Origin of the sequence: Lactococcus sp. NH2-7C, from assembly GCF_029953655.1 — a bacterium.
Lineage (GTDB): Bacteria > Bacillota > Bacilli > Lactobacillales > Streptococcaceae > Lactococcus > Lactococcus lactis.
Window position 1 is genome coordinate 1,219,368 of sequence record NZ_CP124538.1, and the last position, 19,441, is coordinate 1,238,808.

19 protein-coding genes and 1 tRNA gene are annotated in these 19,441 nt (G+C 34.1%); 6 read left to right on the forward strand and 14 right to left on the reverse strand.

Annotation, left to right across the window (positions count from 1 at the left end; translation table 11 throughout):
• Positions 1-212: 212 nt before the first annotated feature.
• Together QJV49_RS06075 and QJV49_RS06080 are read right to left on the reverse strand one after the other, a co-directional pair.
• On the reverse strand, positions 213-1,169 hold the full coding sequence (locus QJV49_RS06075) for a serine hydrolase domain-containing protein (protein ID WP_225512538.1): 957 nt from the start codon (positions 1,167-1,169) through the stop codon (positions 213-215).
• Between the two features lie 72 nt (positions 1,170-1,241).
• A complete protein-coding gene (locus tag QJV49_RS06080) occupies positions 1,242-2,021 on the reverse strand; it encodes a CppA N-terminal domain-containing protein (protein ID WP_225512537.1) in 780 nt (259 codons plus the stop codon).
• Between the two features lie 354 nt (positions 2,022-2,375).
• Between QJV49_RS06080 and QJV49_RS06085 the strand changes: the two genes are divergently transcribed.
• Positions 2,376-3,161, forward strand: coding sequence for a CPBP family intramembrane glutamic endopeptidase (locus tag QJV49_RS06085; protein ID WP_225512536.1), 786 nt, complete (start codon positions 2,376-2,378; stop codon positions 3,159-3,161).
• Between the two features lie 41 nt (positions 3,162-3,202).
• On the opposite strand, the gene gla is transcribed toward QJV49_RS06085, so the two are convergent.
• Positions 3,203-4,072: an aquaglyceroporin Gla gene (gla, locus tag QJV49_RS06090; RefSeq protein ID WP_012898588.1), complete on the reverse strand. Its 870-nt coding sequence runs from the start codon at positions 4,070-4,072 to the stop codon at positions 3,203-3,205.
• 171 nt (positions 4,073-4,243) lie between these two features.
• Here gla and QJV49_RS06095 point away from each other — a divergent pair, with 171 nt between their 5' ends.
• The 3 genes from QJV49_RS06095 (at position 4,244) to QJV49_RS06105 (ending at position 8,239) form a co-directional block, all read left to right on the forward strand.
• Positions 4,244-6,535 (forward strand): Xaa-Pro dipeptidyl-peptidase, encoded by a 2,292-nt coding sequence (locus QJV49_RS06095; protein ID WP_225512535.1) that lies wholly within the window; start codon positions 4,244-4,246, stop codon positions 6,533-6,535.
• 1 nt (position 6,536) lies between these two features.
• Positions 6,537-7,247: a gamma-glutamyl-gamma-aminobutyrate hydrolase family protein gene (locus tag QJV49_RS06100; RefSeq protein WP_058219029.1), complete on the forward strand. Its 711-nt coding sequence runs from the start codon at positions 6,537-6,539 to the stop codon at positions 7,245-7,247.
• Positions 7,248-7,396: 149 nt separating this feature from the next.
• Positions 7,397-8,239 carry an amino acid ABC transporter substrate-binding protein gene (locus tag QJV49_RS06105; RefSeq protein WP_225512534.1) on the forward strand — a complete coding sequence of 281 codons (843 nt, stop codon included), beginning with the start codon at positions 7,397-7,399 and terminating at the stop codon, positions 8,237-8,239.
• Between the two features lie 90 nt (positions 8,240-8,329).
• Here the strand turns inward: QJV49_RS06105 and QJV49_RS06110 are convergent, their stop codons facing one another.
• From QJV49_RS06110 to QJV49_RS06125, 4 genes are all read right to left on the reverse strand, one after another.
• Complete coding sequence (locus tag QJV49_RS06110; RefSeq protein ID WP_225512533.1) at positions 8,330-9,652, reverse strand: FAD-dependent oxidoreductase; 1,323 nt, start codon at positions 9,650-9,652, stop codon at positions 8,330-8,332.
• A 105-nt stretch (positions 9,653-9,757) separates the two neighbouring features.
• Positions 9,758-11,209 carry a glutamate--tRNA ligase gene (gltX, locus tag QJV49_RS06115; RefSeq protein ID WP_225512532.1) on the reverse strand — a complete coding sequence of 484 codons (1,452 nt, stop codon included), beginning with the start codon at positions 11,207-11,209 and terminating at the stop codon, positions 9,758-9,760.
• A 163-nt stretch (positions 11,210-11,372) separates the two neighbouring features.
• Positions 11,373-11,867, reverse strand: coding sequence for a cysteine hydrolase family protein (locus QJV49_RS06120; RefSeq protein WP_225512531.1), 495 nt, complete (start codon positions 11,865-11,867; stop codon positions 11,373-11,375).
• Positions 11,868-12,002: 135 nt separating this feature from the next.
• Positions 12,003-12,926: a phosphatase PAP2 family protein gene (locus tag QJV49_RS06125; protein WP_225512530.1), complete on the reverse strand. Its 924-nt coding sequence runs from the start codon at positions 12,924-12,926 to the stop codon at positions 12,003-12,005.
• 196 nt (positions 12,927-13,122) lie between these two features.
• Between QJV49_RS06125 and QJV49_RS06130 the strand changes: the two genes are divergently transcribed.
• Positions 13,123-13,617, forward strand: a complete 495-nt coding sequence (locus tag QJV49_RS06130) for a GNAT family N-acetyltransferase (protein ID WP_225512529.1) — start codon at positions 13,123-13,125, stop codon at positions 13,615-13,617.
• A 90-nt stretch (positions 13,618-13,707) separates the two neighbouring features.
• On the opposite strand, the gene QJV49_RS06135 is transcribed toward QJV49_RS06130, so the two are convergent.
• The 5 genes from QJV49_RS06135 to QJV49_RS06155 all read right to left on the reverse strand — a co-directional run bounded on the left by QJV49_RS06135 (position 13,708) and on the right by QJV49_RS06155 (position 16,613).
• A complete protein-coding gene (locus QJV49_RS06135; RefSeq protein ID WP_225512528.1) occupies positions 13,708-14,031 on the reverse strand; it encodes a DUF1048 domain-containing protein in 324 nt (107 codons plus the stop codon).
• Positions 14,021-14,365: a DUF1048 domain-containing protein gene (locus QJV49_RS06140; protein ID WP_225512527.1), complete on the reverse strand. Its 345-nt coding sequence runs from the start codon at positions 14,363-14,365 to the stop codon at positions 14,021-14,023. Before QJV49_RS06140 ends, QJV49_RS06135 begins: the two co-directional genes overlap by 11 nt.
• Positions 14,352-14,714 (reverse strand): PadR family transcriptional regulator, encoded by a 363-nt coding sequence (locus QJV49_RS06145; RefSeq protein ID WP_225512526.1) that lies wholly within the window; start codon positions 14,712-14,714, stop codon positions 14,352-14,354. The genes QJV49_RS06140 and QJV49_RS06145 overlap by 14 nt, the downstream gene beginning before the upstream one ends.
• A 120-nt stretch (positions 14,715-14,834) precedes the next feature.
• Positions 14,835-15,464, reverse strand: coding sequence for a pyridoxamine 5'-phosphate oxidase family protein (locus tag QJV49_RS06150; RefSeq protein WP_225512525.1), 630 nt, complete (start codon positions 15,462-15,464; stop codon positions 14,835-14,837).
• 48 nt (positions 15,465-15,512) lie between these two features.
• Positions 15,513-16,613, reverse strand: a complete 1,101-nt coding sequence (locus tag QJV49_RS06155) for a PIN/TRAM domain-containing protein (protein ID WP_225512524.1) — start codon at positions 16,611-16,613, stop codon at positions 15,513-15,515.
• A 246-nt stretch (positions 16,614-16,859) separates the two neighbouring features.
• Between QJV49_RS06155 and QJV49_RS06160 the strand changes: the two genes are divergently transcribed.
• Positions 16,860-17,558: a YoaK family protein gene (locus QJV49_RS06160; protein WP_225512523.1), complete on the forward strand. Its 699-nt coding sequence runs from the start codon at positions 16,860-16,862 to the stop codon at positions 17,556-17,558.
• An 11-nt stretch (positions 17,559-17,569) separates the two neighbouring features.
• On the opposite strand, the gene radA is transcribed toward QJV49_RS06160, so the two are convergent.
• Both radA and QJV49_RS06170 read right to left on the reverse strand, forming a co-directional pair.
• Entirely contained in the window at positions 17,570-18,931 is a 1,362-nt protein-coding gene (radA, locus tag QJV49_RS06165) for a DNA repair protein RadA (protein WP_225512522.1), read from the reverse strand.
• A gap of 377 nt (positions 18,932-19,308) precedes the next feature.
• Positions 19,309-19,381, reverse strand: a tRNA-Thr gene (locus tag QJV49_RS06170).
• Between the last annotated feature and the right edge of the window lie 60 nt (positions 19,382-19,441).

Sequence of the window (19,441 nt, forward strand, 5' to 3'; positions counted from 1 at the left end):
TCTTAAATCTATTAACTACTAACTACTTTGAAACTACTTTATATACTAATTTCTCCTTTCGCCGTAAGTAAATAAATTACTTTTCAAGTAAATTATAGGTCAAAAAAATCTAAATGTAAACTATTTGAGTCCATTCATTTATTTTTTTAGTCTGTCAGCAATAACTAAAAAAAAACTGTAAACTATATAATGCAGTTCTTTTTATTTAATTCTTAGTCTAAAGTCAAATGGCTGATTAAAAATTTTATCAAGAAGTCACGTTCTTCAATCCATTTTTCTCGATTATCTTTTAAATGGACACGGTTCGATAAGAAAACAACTGCTTTTTTGATGCGAGGGTTGATTAATAGAAAGGTTCCGGTATAACCAGTATGAAGCAACCAATCATCATTTGGCCCAAGTAAATCCCAAGCCAAACTTCTTTTTTTATCTCCGTCAGCATAATTTTTTGTCAGCTTTAAATATTTTTCTTCTTGAAAGTAAGCTTGACTAAATAAAATTAAATCAGACATCGTTGAAAATAAGCCGGCAGAACCACAATGATTTTTTAAAACTTGAGCTTTAGGGTCATGAACTGTTCCTACTGTGATATTTTGACTTGTTGGAACTGCATTTTCTACTGGGCCAAAACTTGTGTCATTCATTTTCCAGTCTTCAAATACTTGTTTGTAAAAGATTTTATCCAGACTTTCTCCATAATATTCTTCTAATAAAAAGCCTAGTAAAATAAAATTAATATCTGTATATTTGAAGCTCTTATTGTCAGTAACATTAATCTGATTAATTGCTTCTGTCAGTTCTTTTGCGTTTAGCTTATCTCTGTTTTTTATGAAAGGATCAATACCAGAAGTGTGTGTCAGTAATTGTCGCAGGCTGACACTTCTGTCAGTAAATTTAGAGTAATATTTTTGAAGAGGGGCATCAATTTCTAACTTCCCTGCTAGGACAAGATTAATGACAGCTGTTCCAGTGCCCACTACTTTTGTCAAAGAAGCTAAATCCCATTTTTTTCCCTGAGTGAGCTTGATTGTTTCAGGATAAATTGCTGAATTTCCTAAAAGATATTCATCAACTTTATCTCCTTCAATAATTGCGAAATTGACACCTGGAAAAACGTCACGCTCAATATAATCTTCGATTATTTTTAAAAATTCTTGTTGATTTTTCATTTTTCAACCTTCGTTTCTGATTTACTTTGAGTAAAAAAACTTGTCAAAAATTAACAAGTTTTTTTAAAATTATTATTTTACAAACCAAAGCTCTGCATGGTCAGGAACTTCTAATGAGAAAGTTTTAGCTGAGCCATCCAAATATGTTCCGTCTACATCAGAAAATTGATGAGCAAAATTCTTCAAATCAAAATCTTTATCAATCATGAACACTAAAAATTCAAGGTCAAGCACTTCATCAGTTCCTGCAGCTAAATCTTCGCTTTCTTCAACACTAAAAGTCAAAGTCACAAAAGGAAATTCAATTTGGTTATTGATTGCTTTAAGACCAAAAACTGATTCATAAAAGTCAATAATTGATTGGTCAGCAACATTCAAATCCATTGCTATAATTTCAAAATCTGACAAACCTTTAAAAGTTTTATCTTCTTCAAGCTCAATTTCTGATTTATCAATTTCTGTCAGTGATGACAAATCTGTCAGTAAATCTGATGTTATCAAAAAAAGTCCTGCTTCAGGCGAAAGCGCTGAAAAAGCAAAGCCATTTTTTCCTTTATAGATCTTAGAAATCTTGTCCAAATTACGAACAACTAATTGCTCAATCTCAGATGAATTTGCTTTGATCACCGTTTGTCCGTGTTTTTTCAATCCTTCAACAGGACGAAAACCTGGTGATTCTTCTAATTGAAACCGATCTTTTTTCGCTTCATGCCCACCAAGCCATACCATTGCACCTTCTTCTACCAAAACCTTAAAGCCAAGCACCTCACGGTAGAAATCTAAATTTTCTTCACGGTTAAGCACACGATAGACTGGTTGAAAAGCGGTAATATGATTTATAATTTCGCTCATTTTAGCCTCCATTGATTACATTTACAAATAACTATCTATTATTTTCGCAAATTTCAAGGAAATTATCAACGATTTATATTTTTTACTTTTTTCTTTCTACATTAAATGTGTAATTTTAAAATCTCAATAAAAAAGCTCATAGTCGTTAACCATGGGCATTTTTAAGGATAGTTTTAAGTACATATCTAGGTACGAACAAAGTTAGACTGACCTTTTAGTGTGGTTGCCAGATATGCACATTTTTGAGGCATCTCTATTCTACTACAATTTATTCAAGTTCAGATTAACAAAAGTTATCAACAAAGATAAAATATTTTCTTCAGCTGACAGCTATTACTATGCTATAATATTGACATGTTTAATATAGAAAAACTTCAATCATTAGCCAAATATCGTTGGTTAATTGTAATTATTTTGGCTCTACTTTTTTCAGCCCTATCTGTCAGTATTTTTCACTTGCCATTTTTAATGACAGTTCTCGTATTATCGATTGTTGGATTAATTTTTGCTTATCACAAATCAGTTTGGTTGGTGCTCTTTATTTTATCTAACTTACCAATGCTTACGACATCGATTTTTGCTTATCAGCACCATTTCACAACCTTAGATACCGTCATCTTTTTCATTATCTTTTTACTTACGATTATTTCTTCTTATGTGATTGCTCGTAAAGCTGAACTCATCCCTAAAATAAGTTGGAAATATTTCCCTCCTTTAAAAATAATAATTGGTTATGCTTTGCTTTTTCTGGTCTCTATTCTGACAGGAATTTTTGCTCAAATTATCAATCAAAGTCCAACTACCAGTAATCAAGATTCACTAAACGAGTTACAAAAAGTGATTCCAATTGCTGTCTTTGCGACACAAACGCTTGCTGCTGGTTTTTTAGAAGAACTTGTTTATCGGGTAGGGATTTTTGAAGTCATTTTCAAAAATCAAAAATATTTTGCTTTTTTAACAGCTTTGCTCCTTTTTGCTTATATGCATGGCCCTACTGACCTCTACAGCTGGTTAACTTATGGTTTAATGAGTCTTGTGCTCACCAGTCTTTATGCTAAATATCGCAATTTTTATCTTAACATGAGTGTCCATCTCCTTTGGAATCTCTTTGGGTTAGTAATTGCGCTCGTGATTAAATAAAAAAATACTGACAGAAATTCTGTCAGTAATTTTTTTATTTTTTAAAGATAAATCATTTTAAATAGAGCTACGGCTGCAAGTGATGCAAGAATTGGTGCCAAAACTGGAACCCATGCATACCACCATTTAGAAGAACCTTTTGCTTCACCCAAAACTGATTTTGGTAAGAGGCTGTGAACCAAACGTGGACCAAAGTCACGCGCTGGATTCAAACCAGGTCCCGTAGGACCACCAAGAGCGACTACAAGTCCCATAACAAGGAATCCTAAGAATAAGTGAGCAACCATTTTAGAAGCTGAAGCTCCTGAGGCTTGAACCCAAATCTGATTCATAATGTCTGATGAAGAAACATCTGCTCCTTGACCTTTCAAGTAATTTGTCATCCAAGTAATTGATTGACTACCAAAGAAGATATTTGTTGCAGCAACTGCTCCAAAGAATAAGACGAATGATCCAACAAATTCATTCAAGAAACCATTAATTGTGGCTCCCAAACGAGTTTTTTCATCATTGTCATCAACATTATCGATTGTTGAGAAAGTTCCGAGAATAGCATTTGGATTTTGTGTTTTAAGATAGTATGGGCGATAAACCATAACAATCAATAATTGTCCAAACATTGCACCTAAAACTTGCGCAATAATATATTGAGCAACATGTGCCCAAGGAAAAAGTCCTGAGGCTGCAAGTCCAAGTGTGAAAGCTGGATTAATTTGTGAAGTAATATTACCGAAAGCAACTGCTGGTAGCATTACACCAAGTCCGTAACCCCAACCAATAATCATCCAAGATTGTGCGTGAGCTTTTGTACCTTTAAGTTCAACGTTGGCAACCGCACCATTACCCATGATGATGAGTAGCGCAGTTCCGACAAATTCAGTGATATATTTCACTGTCCATGTAACATCCATTTTTTATGGAACCCTCCAAAATTTGATTTTAATATAATAACCTCAGCTATTATATCAGAAAAGCGCGCTTGCTTCAAATATTCATTGGAAATAAGACCCTTTTAGTCTGATTATTTACTGAAAATTTGCTATAATTAAAAGAATTATCATGCTTTTTATGGAGGACTTAAGATGCGCTTTAATCATTTTTCAATTGTTGATAAAAATTTTGATGAACAACTAGCAGAACTTGATCAGCTCGGGTTTCGTTGGTCTGTTTTTTGGGATGAAAAGAAAATTTTAAAAGATTTTCTCATTCAAAGTCCTACTGATATGACTGTTTTGCAAGCAAATACTGAGCTAGACGTCATTGAATTCTTAAAATCCTCTATTGAATTAGATTGGGATATTTTCTGGAATATTGCTTTGCAACTTCTTGACTTTGTTCCAAATTTTGATTTTGAAATGGGAAAAGCAACTGAATTTGCTAAAAAACTTAATCTTCCACGAAGTGATGTTGAAATGACAACTGAAACTATCATCTCTGCTTTTTACTATTTACTTTGTAGCCGTCGTAAAAGCGGGATGATTCTTGTTGAACATTGGGTTTCAGAAGGCCTTCTTCCTTTGGATAATCATTATCACTTTTTCAATGACAAATCATTGGCAACTTTTGATTCTTCGCTCCTTGAACGTGAGGTAGTTTGGGTTGAAAGCCCAGTTGATACCGAGCAAAAAGGAAAAAATGACTTAATTAAAATTCAAATTATTCGTCCAAAAAGCACAGAAAAACTTCCGGTTGTGATGACCGCAAGTCCTTATCATTTGGGAATCAATGAGAAAGCTAATGATTTAGCGCTTCATAAAATGAATGTTGATTTGGAAAGAAAAGACAGTCACAAAATCCAAGTCCAAGGAAATCTTCCACAAAAACATGCGTCTGAAACCAAAGAACTTCCTATTGTGGATAAAGCACCTTATCACTTTACTCATGGTTGGACTTACTCTTTAAATGACTACTTTTTAGCGCGTGGTTTTGCTTCTATTTATGTAGCTGGTGTTGGAACGCGTGGCTCAAATGGTTTCCAAACTTCAGGCGATTATCAGCAAATTTATAGTATGACTGCTGTCATTGATTGGTTAAATGGTCGAACTCGTGCTTATACTTCTCGTAAAAAGACGCATGAAATTAAGGCAACTTGGGCAAACGGTAAAGTAGCCATGACTGGAAAGTCATATTTAGGAACGATGGCTTATGGTGCTGCTACTACTGGAGTCGATGGACTTGAAGTCATCTTAGCTGAAGCTGGAATTTCTTCTTGGTATAATTACTATCGTGAAAATGGTCTTGTCCGTTCTCCTGGTGGCTTTCCTGGTGAAGATTTAGATGTGCTTGCTGCACTGACTTACTCACGAAATCTTGATGGTGCTGATTATTTAAAAGGAAATGCTGAATATGAAAAACGTTTAGCAGAAATGACCACTGCTTTAGACCGTAAGTCTGGTGATTACAATCAATTTTGGCATGACCGAAATTATTTAATCAATTCTGACCAAGTTAAAGCTGACGTCCTAATTGTTCATGGCTTACAAGACTGGAATGTCACTCCCGAACAAGCTTATAATTTTTGGCAGGCTCTGCCAGAAGGTCATGCTAAACATGCTTTCTTACATCGTGGGGCTCATATTTATATGAATTCTTGGCAATCCATTGATTTTTCTGAGACAATCAATGCTTATTTCTCTGCCAAATTATTAGATAGAGATTTAAATTTAAATCTTCCACCCGTTATTTTACAGGAAAATGGCAAAGATCAAGTCTGGTCAGCTGTCAGTAAATTTGGGGGCGATGACCAACTCAAACTCCCTCTTGGGAAAACGGCGGTTTCTTTTGCTCAATTTGATAACCACTATGACGATGAAAGCTTCAAAAAGTATTCTAAAGATTTCAACGTCTTTAAAAAAGATTTATTTGAAAATAAAGCTAACGAAGCTGTCATTGATTTAGAACTTCCTTCTGAGTTAACAATTAATGGTCCAATTGAACTAGAAATCAGACTAAAATTAAATGATAGCAAAGGACTTTTATCTGCTCAAATTCTTGATTTTGGTCCCCAAAAACGACTGGAAGATAAAGCAAGAGTAAAAGATTTTAAGGTTCTTGACCGTGGCCGAAACTTCATGTTAGATGATTTGGTTGAACTTCCTCTTGTCGAGAGTCCTTATCAATTGGTCACTAAAGGATTTACCAATCTCCAAAATCAAGATTTACTGACGGTCAGTGATTTAAAAGCTGACGAATGGTTTACGCTCAAATTTGAACTACAACCAACGATTTATCATTTAGAAAAATCCGATAAACTTCGGGTCATACTCTATAGTACTGACTTTGAGCATACGGTTCGTGATAATCGTAAAGTGACTTACGAGATTGATTTATCTCAATCTAAACTCATTATTCCTATTGAAAGTGTGAAAAAATAAGATGGCAATTATTGGAATTCTTGGAACTCCTTACAATACAGTTGAACAATCCCCTTTTTGGTGGAACAAAGTAAGCTATACTCGTCAATCATTTATTGATGTTTTTCAGGATTTAGGACATACTGTGATTATTCTTCCTGTTGACAAAACCGAAAATATAAAAAATTACCTGACACTGGTAGATAAAATTGTACTGACTGGTGGGGCAGATGTGAGTCCTTATCTCTATGGTGAGGAGCCTAATGCTAAATTAGGAACAACTGATCCAATTCGTGACCGTTTTGAGCTTGCCACAATCAAAGCTGCTCTAGAAGCAAATAAACCTATTCTGGGCGTTTGTCGTGGCCTACAATTACTCAATGTTTATTTTGGTGGAAGCCTTTATCAAGACTTGAGTCAAACTTCAAGTCAGATAAAACATCTCCAAAGTCCAACACCACAAGAGATTCCAACTCATCATATTAGTGTTGAAAAAGAAAGTGCTTTGGGCTTCTTGCCTGAAAATTATATGGTTAATTCTTTTCATCATCAAGTCATTAAAGATTTGGGGCAAGGCTTGACGGCCATTGCTCATGGAAATGATGGTTTAGTTGAAGCGATTGAAAATAAAGAAAAACATGTACTAGCTGTCCAATGGCATCCAGAATGTACTTGGGAAACTGAGCATTTTGATAAGAAAATTTTTGAAATTTTCGCTAACGGAACCATATAAAAGTTAAAAAACCGTCATAAATCTTTTTTATGGTGGTTTTTTTAAGATTATGTTAATATTATGTCTATATTAAAGATCAGTTCACTCGTAACCAACTTCCAAATTTAAAATAAAAACTGAGCTGACAAAATTTCTGAGGAGAAATTGATATGAAAAAAATAAAATTGTTGACTCTTGCAACAGTTGGAATTGCCTCAATTGGCTTACTTGCTGCTTGCTCGTCAAAAGATAATTCATCTTCTAAATCAACAGATAAAGTAACAACCGTAACTGTTGCTACTTCTGCCGCTTCTGTCCCTTATGAATACAGCGAAAACGGAAAAATGACTGGTTTTGAATATGATATTTTAAAAGCCGCTGACAAAGACATGAAGGATTATAAATTCGACTTTAAAGTCTACGAAGATAGTGCGATTTTAGCTGCTTTAGATGGTGGCCGTGCACAAATTGCGGCAAATAATTTTGGTAAGACTAAAGCACGTACTGAAAAATATCTCTTTAGCTATCCGGTTCGCCAAGGAATTGATGCTATTTTCTCAACATCTAAAGAAAACATTACAAAGATCTCTCAACTTGCTGGTAAAACAACAGAAATTCCTGCTGGAACCAACTACGGTGATATGTTTGAAAGCTGGAACAAAAATCATCCAGACAAAAAAATCAATGTTAAATACAGTCAACGTCCCTTAGCTGACCGTCTATCTGCCATTTCTAGTGGACAAATTGATTTCTTATTTGCCTCTAAAGCACCCGCAGAAAATTTGATTAAAGAACATGCAATCACAGGTTTAGTGGATACTGTTCCAACAGACTTGGATAAACAATCAGAATTTAAAACTTATGATTACTTTATCCTTGACAACAGCCAAAGCAAGTTGCAAAAAGATTTGAATGTTGAACTCAAAAAACTTTATGACAATGGCACTCTTAAAAAATTGTCAGAAAAATATTTCCACGACAGTCATATTCCAGCTGCTGACCAATTCAAATAATAAAAAAACTCGTCATTGACGAGTTTTTTTATTTTACTGATAGAAATTTTTTGTGCGATACTCACTCATAAAAGAAAGCTGTCAGTAACTTTATTTCACTTCATTTTGAAATAAATCGTTCAGACCTTCGCCCATCGTTGGATGGGTAAAAATTTGGTCGCGTAAAATTTGATAAGGCGTATGCATTTTCATGGCCAGACTTACAAGATTAATGACTTCATGAGAATCTTCATGATATAAAGTCGCTCCAAGGATTTCATCTGTTTTTGGGTCAACAAGAGCTTTAAGAATTCCGCGAGTATCTTGAACAACTTTGGATTTAACGATTGGAGCTGCTTTCATCTTGAATAAGCGATATTTAATTCCAGCTTTTTTCGCTTGTTTTTCATCTAAGCCAATACGAGATAGGGTTGGACTAATAAAAACAGAATAAGGGACGAGTGTTCTGTCACTTAATTTGCGTGAATGGTCACCAAACAATTGATTATTGATAATCCGAAAATCATCTGTTGAAAGATAATAGAATTGTCCACCTCCACGCACATCTCCAAGTGCCCAGATATTTGGACGACTTGTTTTCAAATCATCATCAACTTTAATATAGCCATTTTCTGAAAGTTCAACACCAGCTTTTTCCAAATTTAAGTCAGAAATATTGGGACGACGACCAGTCGCTATCAATATCTTATCAGCTGAATATTCTTGACCTCCAGCCAAAACCATATTGTCAGTAACTTTATCAACTTTAACCCCTAGATGAATATCAATTCCGGCAGCAACTAAATCCTTATAAATTTCTCTTGAGATGTCTTCATCTTCTTTAGGTAAAAAAGTAGAATGTGGTTCTAAAATCGTCACATTGCTCCCAAATTTATTAAACATTCCAGCAAATTCTAAGCCAATATAACCAGCTCCAATAATAACTAATTTCTTAGGAAGTTCAGAAAGTTCCATTGCTCCTTCAGATGTAATTATATTTTTGGATTCTTGAATTCCTGAAATTTCAGGGATAACTGGAGTTGCTCCCGTATTGATGAAAATGCGTTCTCCAATGACTTTGTTTATCCTTTCCCCATTGACGACCTCAAGGGTTTCTTGATTAATGAAACGTGCAATTCCATCCATGACATAAACCAATGGTTCATCGGCTGCCCCATGATAGGCCCCATTGTGTAAAATTTCACGAACCTTGTATTTAGTGGCCATTGCTTCTGAAAAGTTCATGTTTTTTTGTCCAGCAACAATCAGAGTTTTAGAAGGTGCACAGCCAACATTAGGACAAGTCCCGCCGTACATCGCCTGGTCACGTTCAATTATTAGCGCTTCTTCTCCATGCTGAGACAATGATTTTGCCAAAGCTCGTCCAGCTTTACCAAATCCAATAATAATATTCTTGAAATGTCTTGTTTCCATAAGCCTCTCTTTTCATTTATTATGCTTTTATTTTATACCATTTGAATGTCTGAGTGTTACATTTTGGTTTAATAAAAAGATGCCGAACGGCATCTTTTTATTATTTTATTTATTTAAAGCAGCATCTAAGTGAGCCAATACTTTTTCTTTTCCAAGAAGTGCAATTGTTTCTGGTAATTCTGGACCATGCATTGAACCTGAAGCTGCAATACGAATTGGCATCCAAAGCATTTTACCTTTCACGCCAGTTTCTTTTTGAGTGGCTTTAAAGAGTGGGAAAATGTTTTCCACTGTAAAATCATTTTCAGGAAGTTCAGCTAATTTTGCACGGAAAGTACTTAAAGCTAATGGCGTTGTTTCAGCAGCTAACATTTCGCGGGCTTCATCAGTCAATTCTGGAAAATCTCCATAGAAAAGGTCTGTTAATTCAACAATTTCATCTGCTGATTTCATTTGTGGTTGATAAAGTTTAACCAATTCTTCAGCACGTTCATCAAAGCGATTAGCAGCAACAAGGAATGGTTTTGTCAATTCAAATACTTTAGCAAAGTCAGCATTTTTGATGTATTCGTTATCCAACCAGTCCAATTTCTTTTGGTCAAAGGCTGCTGGTGATTTAGACAAACGATGTTCATCAAAAAGTTCAATTAATTCTTCACGAGAGAAAATTTCTTTTTCTCCACCAGGATTCCATCCCAAAAGTGCAATAAAGTTGAAAATTGCATCGGACATGTAACCTTTTTTACGGTAGTCTTCAATAAATTGAAGTGTATTTGTGTCACGTTTTGATAATTTTTTCCCAGTTTCAGAATTAATAATCAAAGTCATGTGACCAAATTGTGGTGCTTGCCAACCCAAAGCATCGTAAACAACTAATTGTTTTGGCGTATTGGCAATATGGTCATCTCCACGGATAACATGTGAGATTTGCATATCATGGTCATCAACAACAACAGCAAAATTGTAAGTTGGGTAACCATCACGTTTTTGGATTACCCAATCTCCACCGATGTTTTTACCTTCAAATTCAATGTCGCCTTTAACAATATCATTCCATTTATAAATTGCTTTTTCATCAACAGAAATGCGGACAACAGGTTCGATATTTTGTGCTTTACGCTCCGCGATATAAGCTGCTTTTTCGTCATCGCTCATACCAGCATACTCGTTAATATAGTGTGGAGCAATTCCTGCTGCTTCTTGTTTCGCATGGTCAGCTTCAAGTTCTTCTGGCGTTTTATAAGAATAATAAGCTTTTCCCTCAGCTAACAATTGGTCAATATATTTTTGATATAAAGGCAAACGTTCTGATTGACGATAATTTTCGTGTGTTTCAGGACTTTCATCCCAATCCATTCCCAACCAACGAAGGTTTTCAAGTTGTGAACGTTCACCATCTTCTACGTGACGTTCACGGTCTGTATCTTCAATACGGATGATAAAATCTCCTCCGTGATGACGGGCAAAAAGATAGTTAAAAAGGGCTGTACGGGCATTTCCGATATGCAAAAGTCCTGTTGGTGATGGTGCGTAACGGACGCGGATTTTTTTATTCATTTTAATCCAATTCTCCTCATTAATTCGTTCACTTCTTTTCTGTAAGAAATGAATCGTTCTTGGTTTTAAGTAGCCTAAACTACTCTAACAATCACATCTATTTTACCACAAATTAAGAAAGCATGCCGACCTAAAATTTATTTGTAATCTATCATTGACAAATTTAATCTAAGAATTGAAGAAATCGTTCATCCCAAAGATGGTTTTCATAAAAATCAACGATTTCTTTTGCTGACAGCCCTTTACTATCAAAAGTTGAACTTGCCCCTCTTTGCATCCAATTTTGATAACCCAGACCATAAGCAAAAACAAGCGTCGTGTTGACACAAAATTCAGTTTGAGCACCGCAAAATTCAATTGATTTCACTGACAAGTCTGTCAGTAATTTTTGAAGTTTTGTTTGATAGAAACCATTGGCATGCGTTTTTTCAACATACTTGTCAGTAGATTCTGTTAGCAATTCTGGAATCATTTGCCAACCAAAGCTTTCTTTTATCAGTTCATCATCATTATGCTGGATAAAAATAATCGTTTTTTTAGCCTTTCGATAAGTAAGAATTCGTTGATTAATTTGCTCAATTAATTCTTCTCGTCGATAAATCCCGGCACACACCTCATTTTGCATATCAATTACAATTAAAGCATCACTTATTTTCATCTTTTTATTCCTTTCAAAAATTGATTTTATCTTAGCATTAGTATAAGACAATCTCTCCAGAAAACAAAGGATTTACAACCAAAATCAAAATAACATCCCAAGGAATGTTATTTTTGTAGTAATCTTTTATATTATCTAGTTGAGAGACTCTTCTTCAATAAATGAGTAACCAATTGCTTTTGTGGCAACAAAAGTAACTAAAGACGCGATAATTAATGACATCGTGGTATCCGATAAGAAATGTGCACCAATTCGGACCCGAGCAGCCATCATTAAAAGTGTGAAAATAAATCCGCTGTAAGCCAAAATCTTTTGGCCTTTAAGATTTTTTCTGTCAGCAAAAAATGGTAAAAAGAGTGCTGCAGCCGCTGCGATTGTATGACCTGACGGGAATGATTGATGACCTGTTTGACCATTCAAATGCCACCAATTAGTGAAAGTTCCTTTGGTAGAGGAAACAATTTCCTTAACCTCATAAGGACGAAAACGACCCCAGTTAACTTTCATCGTATTGACAATTGAGTTGCTGACATAAACGACAGCAATCCCAGCAATCGCCACAATAATTAATTGACTTAATTCTTCGTAAGTTTTCTTGCTCAACCATCTATAAATCAAAAATGTCCCGATGACCAGGATAATAAATGTAAAAAGTGCTTCAAGTCCGAAAGAATAAGTCGCCGTGGCGCCAATGCTGTTGTTGGCTGCACCCAGTGGCTGATGATTTTTGATGTTATTGAGCGTAGTTACACCGTAAAACATCCAACCATCAACCCAGCCCCATGCTGACCAATAAGCAAAGCCAAGTCCAGAAATCGTTAAAATCCATTTTGTCAGTTGATTATCTTGTCTTAGACCATAAATGAAGATAATTTCCGCTGAAATAAAAGGGATAAGCGCTGACGGAAACATTCCAAAAATCTGAAAAAGATTACCAAAAATTGAATTTTGATCCATAACCGTTTTAGAAATTTGCAAATCCCCCAAAGACGCAATAATTAATAAAAGAGCTGAAATTCCAATTAAAATTCCTAGGAATTTTTTTCCGTTTGTGTTCATAAAACCTCCATTGGTTTGATTACTACCCTTTCATTTTATCCCATTCTAAAAACTCTAATGTAAACCCTTGGTAAATTTTTAGTAAACCCTTTGTTAACCTCATCTTTTTATATAAAACCACACATTATATAATCTTTTAATGACAAATAATGGTTTTGGATTTCCTTTCCGTTGAGTCTATGTTAGAATTAATTGTATGAATGAAATTACTTATACTCAAATTATGCCAAATGATATAGATGATGTCATGCGTATTGAAAGAGCTACTTTCTCAGAAAATGAAGCCCTCTCCGTAGAGTCAATGATCGAAAGAATTAACTTAATTCCTGATAGCTTTATCGCAGCAAGAAATAGTGAAGGAACTGTCGTAGGTTACGTTTCTGGTCCTGTTACAGAAGGTCGTTACTTGGATGATGAATCTTTTGAACGTACCGAAGCCAATCCCAAAACGGGTGGTTTCCAAAAAATCATCAGTTTAACTGTTGACCCTGAATATCAAGGCTTAGGAATTGCGACAAACTTACTCCTTTTACTTGAAAAAGAAGCCAAATCGAAAAAACGTTTGGGAATCAGTCTCACTTGCCATGATTATTTAGTTCCCTATTATGAAAAACACGGCTTTACTAATGAAGGACTTTCCGAGTCAAAATTCGGTGGAGAAACTTGGTACAATATGGTCATGGAATTTTAAAAAATAAAAGTTACTAACAAACCTGTCAGTAACTTTTTTTATTGATAAATTTTCAATTTTACTGACAGACTTATCAATAAAATCTATTTATTACTTTTGAGCAAAATAATCATTCAAATCTTGACGATATTTATTTCGCCAATTCGCTTTATTATCACTTAATAATTCATCAGCAAAAGTTGCAACATCATTGCCCAGGACCTCTGCTGGACTTCGCCCATCAACTGCTGCCAGCTCAAATAATTCAATAATATCATTAAAAATATGCCAATCTGTTGCCCCCATTTTGAACATATATTTTTGAATTGAACGATAAGCCTGATAAAAATCTTTAGGTAATTTTTTAGCTCGATTTTCCATTTCTTTCCAGTCTTTTTTTTCAGAAAGAAGGTTACTAATTTTATCAAAAACCATTTTTCAGTTCCTTATTAAGTTTATTTTTTTGCTTTTTTTCCCAACTATTATCATCCACCATCTCATCAATAAATGTCGCAACATCTGAACCAATTAAATCAGTCAATTCTTTGTCTTGGATTTGAGCTTCTTCAAGTAAATCAATAACTTGTCCAAAAATAAATTTGAAATCTGCCCATTTCGTTACCCCAGAGTGCCATATATATTTTTTTAATTCCTTATAATCTTCATAATAATTCTCTTCAAGTTTCTGAGCACGATTTTCAAATTCGCGAAATTCTCTTTTTTCTTCAAGACCGATCATTCTATCAACAATATTTCTATGCTCCGCCATGATTTTCTCCCTTCTGCTCACTCAATAAATTTTGATGACGTAAAAACTCCAATTTTTCTGAAATAAAAGTCCATTTTTTCCAAAAATTTTCTCGCTCGATTTGCCCTGCCTCATTTAAACGATACCATTTTCGAGCTGGTCCAAGTTTTGAAGGCATTTTTCTAATCTCAACATACCCTTTCTTTTCAAGACGCATCGTAATCGTATATACCGTTCCTTCTACAACATCTTCAAAACCAAGTTCTCGCAGTTTCTGAGTAATTTCATAACCATAAGTTTCCCCTTGACCAATGATTTCTAAAACACAGCCCTCAAGAACTCCTTTCAACATTTCTGTAATTTGATTCATTTTTTCCTCCACTATTTAGTAATACTAACTACATCTATATATTAATACAATATAGCTAAAATGTCAACATTTCCCACTTTTATTAAAATAAAAAAACTGCTAAAAAGCAGTTTTAATAAATTATTTTTCAAAATTAATAACTTTAGTTTGACCTTTAAAATTTTCATAAAGGACCGATTCAATCCTTAAAGCAATAATTGACATATTCTCCGCATTTTCATGAAGAGATAGGATTAATCCTTCTTTTTTCACAATTTCTTGAGCTTTAGTATCTTCTAAGATTTCTGCATGAACCCGATTTGAAGACAAGCGCCCTCCTTTTTCCAACTTATCAAACCAAGTCGTAAAACTCACTTGTGAATTTCTTTTTATATCACTAATCTTTGAAGATTTTTTATCCGCAACCATATAGAAAACATTTTCCGTTTTTTGAGCTTGAATAAAACTCATAATTGTTGTTGAACTCTTTGAATTTTCACCAGTAACACTTAAAGCAAGGTAGCCTGGAAAGTCATTTAAAAGATAAGTAAGTTCATTTTCTACAGCATTTGTACCAACAACATTAGCCTTTTTATTACTTTTAAAAATTGTTAAGAGAACAAGTGGTAAAGTAAGAAAAACATAAGCGACGATCAGCCCCAAAACAAATCTTAACCAATAATTTCCAAAATCCATTTCTAATATCAAAGCAAAAACAGCTAAAGAAATTAAAAAAACTACAAATAATTGAATAAATCGTTTTAAATACATATTAAACTCCTAAATGCTCAAAATTCATTTAAGATAAAAACCGATAAATTATCGGTTTTCTTCTTTATTTTTTACTAAATCAGCAAAAATCATTCGACCAGCACTTGTTTGTAGCACCTTAGCAACCTCAACTGTAACTGTTTTATCAATCAATTTTGCAGTATCTTCGATGACAATCATTGTTCCATCTGGCAAATAAGCCACGCCTTGTTGACGTTCAGAACCAGCACGAATAATTTGTACGTTAATATGTTCTCCCACAACAAGTTGTGTTTTCACAGCATTAGCAAGATCATTGATATTAAGAACTTGAACACCTTGAATTTCAGCAACTTTATTAAGATTAAAATCATTCGTCACTAATTTTGATCCAGTAGAACTTGCATATTTAAGAAGTTTAGTATCAACTTCTCGAACATCCGGAAAATCAACTTGAGAAATTTCAACTTGATCAAATTTAGTTAATTCATTCACCAAATCCAAGCCCCGACGTCCTTTAGCCCTTTTCAGTGGGTCTGAACTATCAGAAATTAATTGTAATTCTAAAATCACGAAATTAGGAACGATAATTTTATCTGAAATGAAACCTGTTTTAATTACATCTAAAATTCGACCATCAATGATTGAACTCGTATCCAATAAAATACTATTATTACTCTTAGATTCGCTGACAACTTCCTCAGCAACTTCTGCTGATTCAGTTGCCATTGCTTCACGGCGCTTACGAAAAAGCACTTTTGTAATTTCATCTCCTCGTCGATCAAACAAAACATATCCCAAATAAATCATCAGCAAAACAAGTATGAATGAAATGATATTACTTAAGATAGGAACATTTAAAAATCTTAATGGAATACTTCCAATAACCCCAACTAGAAGACCAAGAACGATCCCAATAATATTAAAGACCATTTTTGACATATTCATTTTGGAAATTCTAGAATCTATTTTTTTCAACCCATTAAGCATTGAACCGGCAAATATAAATGAAAGAATAATAAAAATAATTGCACCAATCACACCGTCAACAGCTTCGTTCTGCAAAATTCCTGTGTTCCAACCAAATACTTTTAAAATTGATGGTACAACAGCAACACCTAGCGATGCTCCGATGACAGTCATAACAAGATGAATAATCCAACGACGCATATTTTTTCCTCCTTTTAGAAAATGGATAGGCTTACAAGAAAGCCCTGTGTCAATTATAACACATGCTCCTTTAATATTGCTTATCCAAACACAAGAAATCTATTGAATTTCTCATAGTATATTTATTATATTATAACTTATTTGCCTTTTTAGCGATCATTTTATTTTTTATTTTAAATAGAGCGTATTAGATTATCATTGTGCTATAATGACTTTATCTTTTACAAATTATGAAGGAAAAAAATTATGCTTAAATCCGCAGTCCATTCTAAAGAAAGTTTACTTGTTGCCCTATTACTTGCCATGAATACAGGCTTTGTTGATGCATTCACCTTTTTTCATTTTGATGGTCGTTTCGCTAGCCTCCAAACTGGGAATTTAATTCAGACTGGAATTAATTTAGCTCATGGAAATTTGGAGAAAGCTTTTCAATTTATAATTCCAATTTTATTTTTTGCACTAGGTGCACTTTTCAAAACTCTATTTACAAAATATAAAAACCAAAATAATCAAAGTGAAATCGAATCCCTTCTCTTTATACAAATGATTGGTATATTACTTATTTCTATCGCTTTTGCTACTTTTTTACATTTATCAGCCTCACTTTTTGTTGGAATTCTCTCCTTTTTTATGGTTATTCAAGGTGATACCTTTACCCGAGTCAGAGGACTTCCTTATGCTAATATTATGTCCACAGGAAATATCAAAGCTTTTGGAACAAATCTAGGACAATACTTAGTCTCTAAAAATACTAAGGACTTGAAAAATTCACTTATCTTCCTGTCTCTTGCTTTGTCATTTGTTGTGGGAGCCTTTATTTCTTCTCTTTTAAGTTTATGGTTAGGTGATTTTACATTAATCGGCTCTAGTCTATTAATTCTATTAGCTTATTATTCTTATAAACTAAGTCATTCATTAAAAAAGGCTATTCCATTAAAGAAATAGTCTTTTTTATATTAACCGAAGACTAGTTTTAGACATTCAGTCAAAGTAGTCACTCCAATCACTTGAATTTGTTCAGGAATATCAATCCCTACAATTGAATTTTTGGGAGCATATACCTTTTTAAATCCTAGTTTTGCAGCTTCATTCAGTCTTTGTTCAATTCGAGTCACTCGACGAATTTCACCTGTTAACCCAATTTCACCAATAAAACATTCACTTGCATCTGTCGAAAGTTCTTTATAACTTGAAGCCACAGCAACCGCAACTGCAAGGTCAATAGCTGGCTCATCTAACTTTACTCCCCCTGCAGATTTGAGATAGGCATCTTGATTTTGCATCAATAGCCCCGTTCTCTTCTCAAGTACCGCCATTATTAAACTCACACGATTAAAATCTAGGCCTGAGGTCGTCCTTTTAGCATTCCCAAACATTGTCGGTGTCGTCAGTGCTTGTATTTCAACTAATATAGGACGTGTTCCTTCAAGTGCACAAACAATCGCAGATCCAGTTGAACCCTCTAAGCGTTCTTCTAAAAAGACCTCTGAAGGATTAGTTACTTCGACCAATCCATGACCCTGCATCTCAAAAATTCCAATTTCATTCGTTGAACCAAAACGATTTTTTACAGCCCGAAGAATTCGAAATGTATTATTTCGTTCTCCTTCAAAATAGAGCACCGTATCAACCATGTGCTCCAACATTCTTGGACCAGCCAATTGCCCTTCTTTGGTCACATGTCCAACAATAAAGGTTGCAATATCATTCGTTTTAGCAATTTGCATCAATTCACCAGTTACTTCACGAACTTGACTTACAGATCCTTGTGTTGATTGAATTTCTGGTGTCATGATTGTTTGTATTGAGTCAATAATTAGGAAGTTAGGTTTTAAACGTTCAACTTCTGCACGAATCGACTGCATATTTGTTTCAGCATAGAGATAAAAGTCACGGTCAATATCTCCTAAACGCTCAGCTCTTAATTTAATTTGTTGGGCTGATTCTTCACCACTCACATAAAGCACGCGACCTCTAGAAGCCAGTTGAGTAGAAACCTGTAAAAGTAAGGTTGATTTACCTATCCCAGGGTCTCCTCCAATCAGAACCAATGAACCAGGAACAACACCCCCTCCTAATACTCGATTAAATTCATCTAAGTCCGTTTCAATCCGAGGAGTATCAAATAATTCAACTTCATCTAACTTCATCGGTTTTGAACGTTCGCCAGTCATTGAAACACGTTGATTTTTAACTTCTTGAACTTCAACTTCTTCAACAAAAGAAGACCATTCTCCACAGTTTGGACAACGTCCTAAGTATTTTGCAGACTTATAACCACAATTTTGACAAACAAATGATGATTTTTTCTTCGCCATTTTCCCTCCAATTATTCATACGTAAAATTTATTCAAATGTAACAAAACAGCGGATAATCCGCTGTTTTATTTTATAAAGGATTTTATTCTTTTACTATTTTATCATATTTCAGAACGTCTGACATGAATCTTAGATAAAAATAATCGTATCATTTAGACTTGATTCTCAAGGACCATACATTATGGACAAGCAATTTCATCTACTTTTATTATTACTATTTTAGATATTTATACTTTTACATTAGTCTATATGATAAATAAATTTCCATATCTTCAATATTAATCTTTAATTTCTTATACTATTATTCTAGTAACTAAAAGATCTTATTTTATAAATAAGATCTCTTATATTTAAATAAATATATTGTAAAAAAATATGCCATTGAACAGAATCGAACTGTCGACCTTCACCTTACCATGGTGCTGCTCTACCGACTGAGCTACAACGGCTAAAATAAATAAATTGAGTGGTCTGACTAGATTAGAAATTTAATCTAATCAGACAGAGCT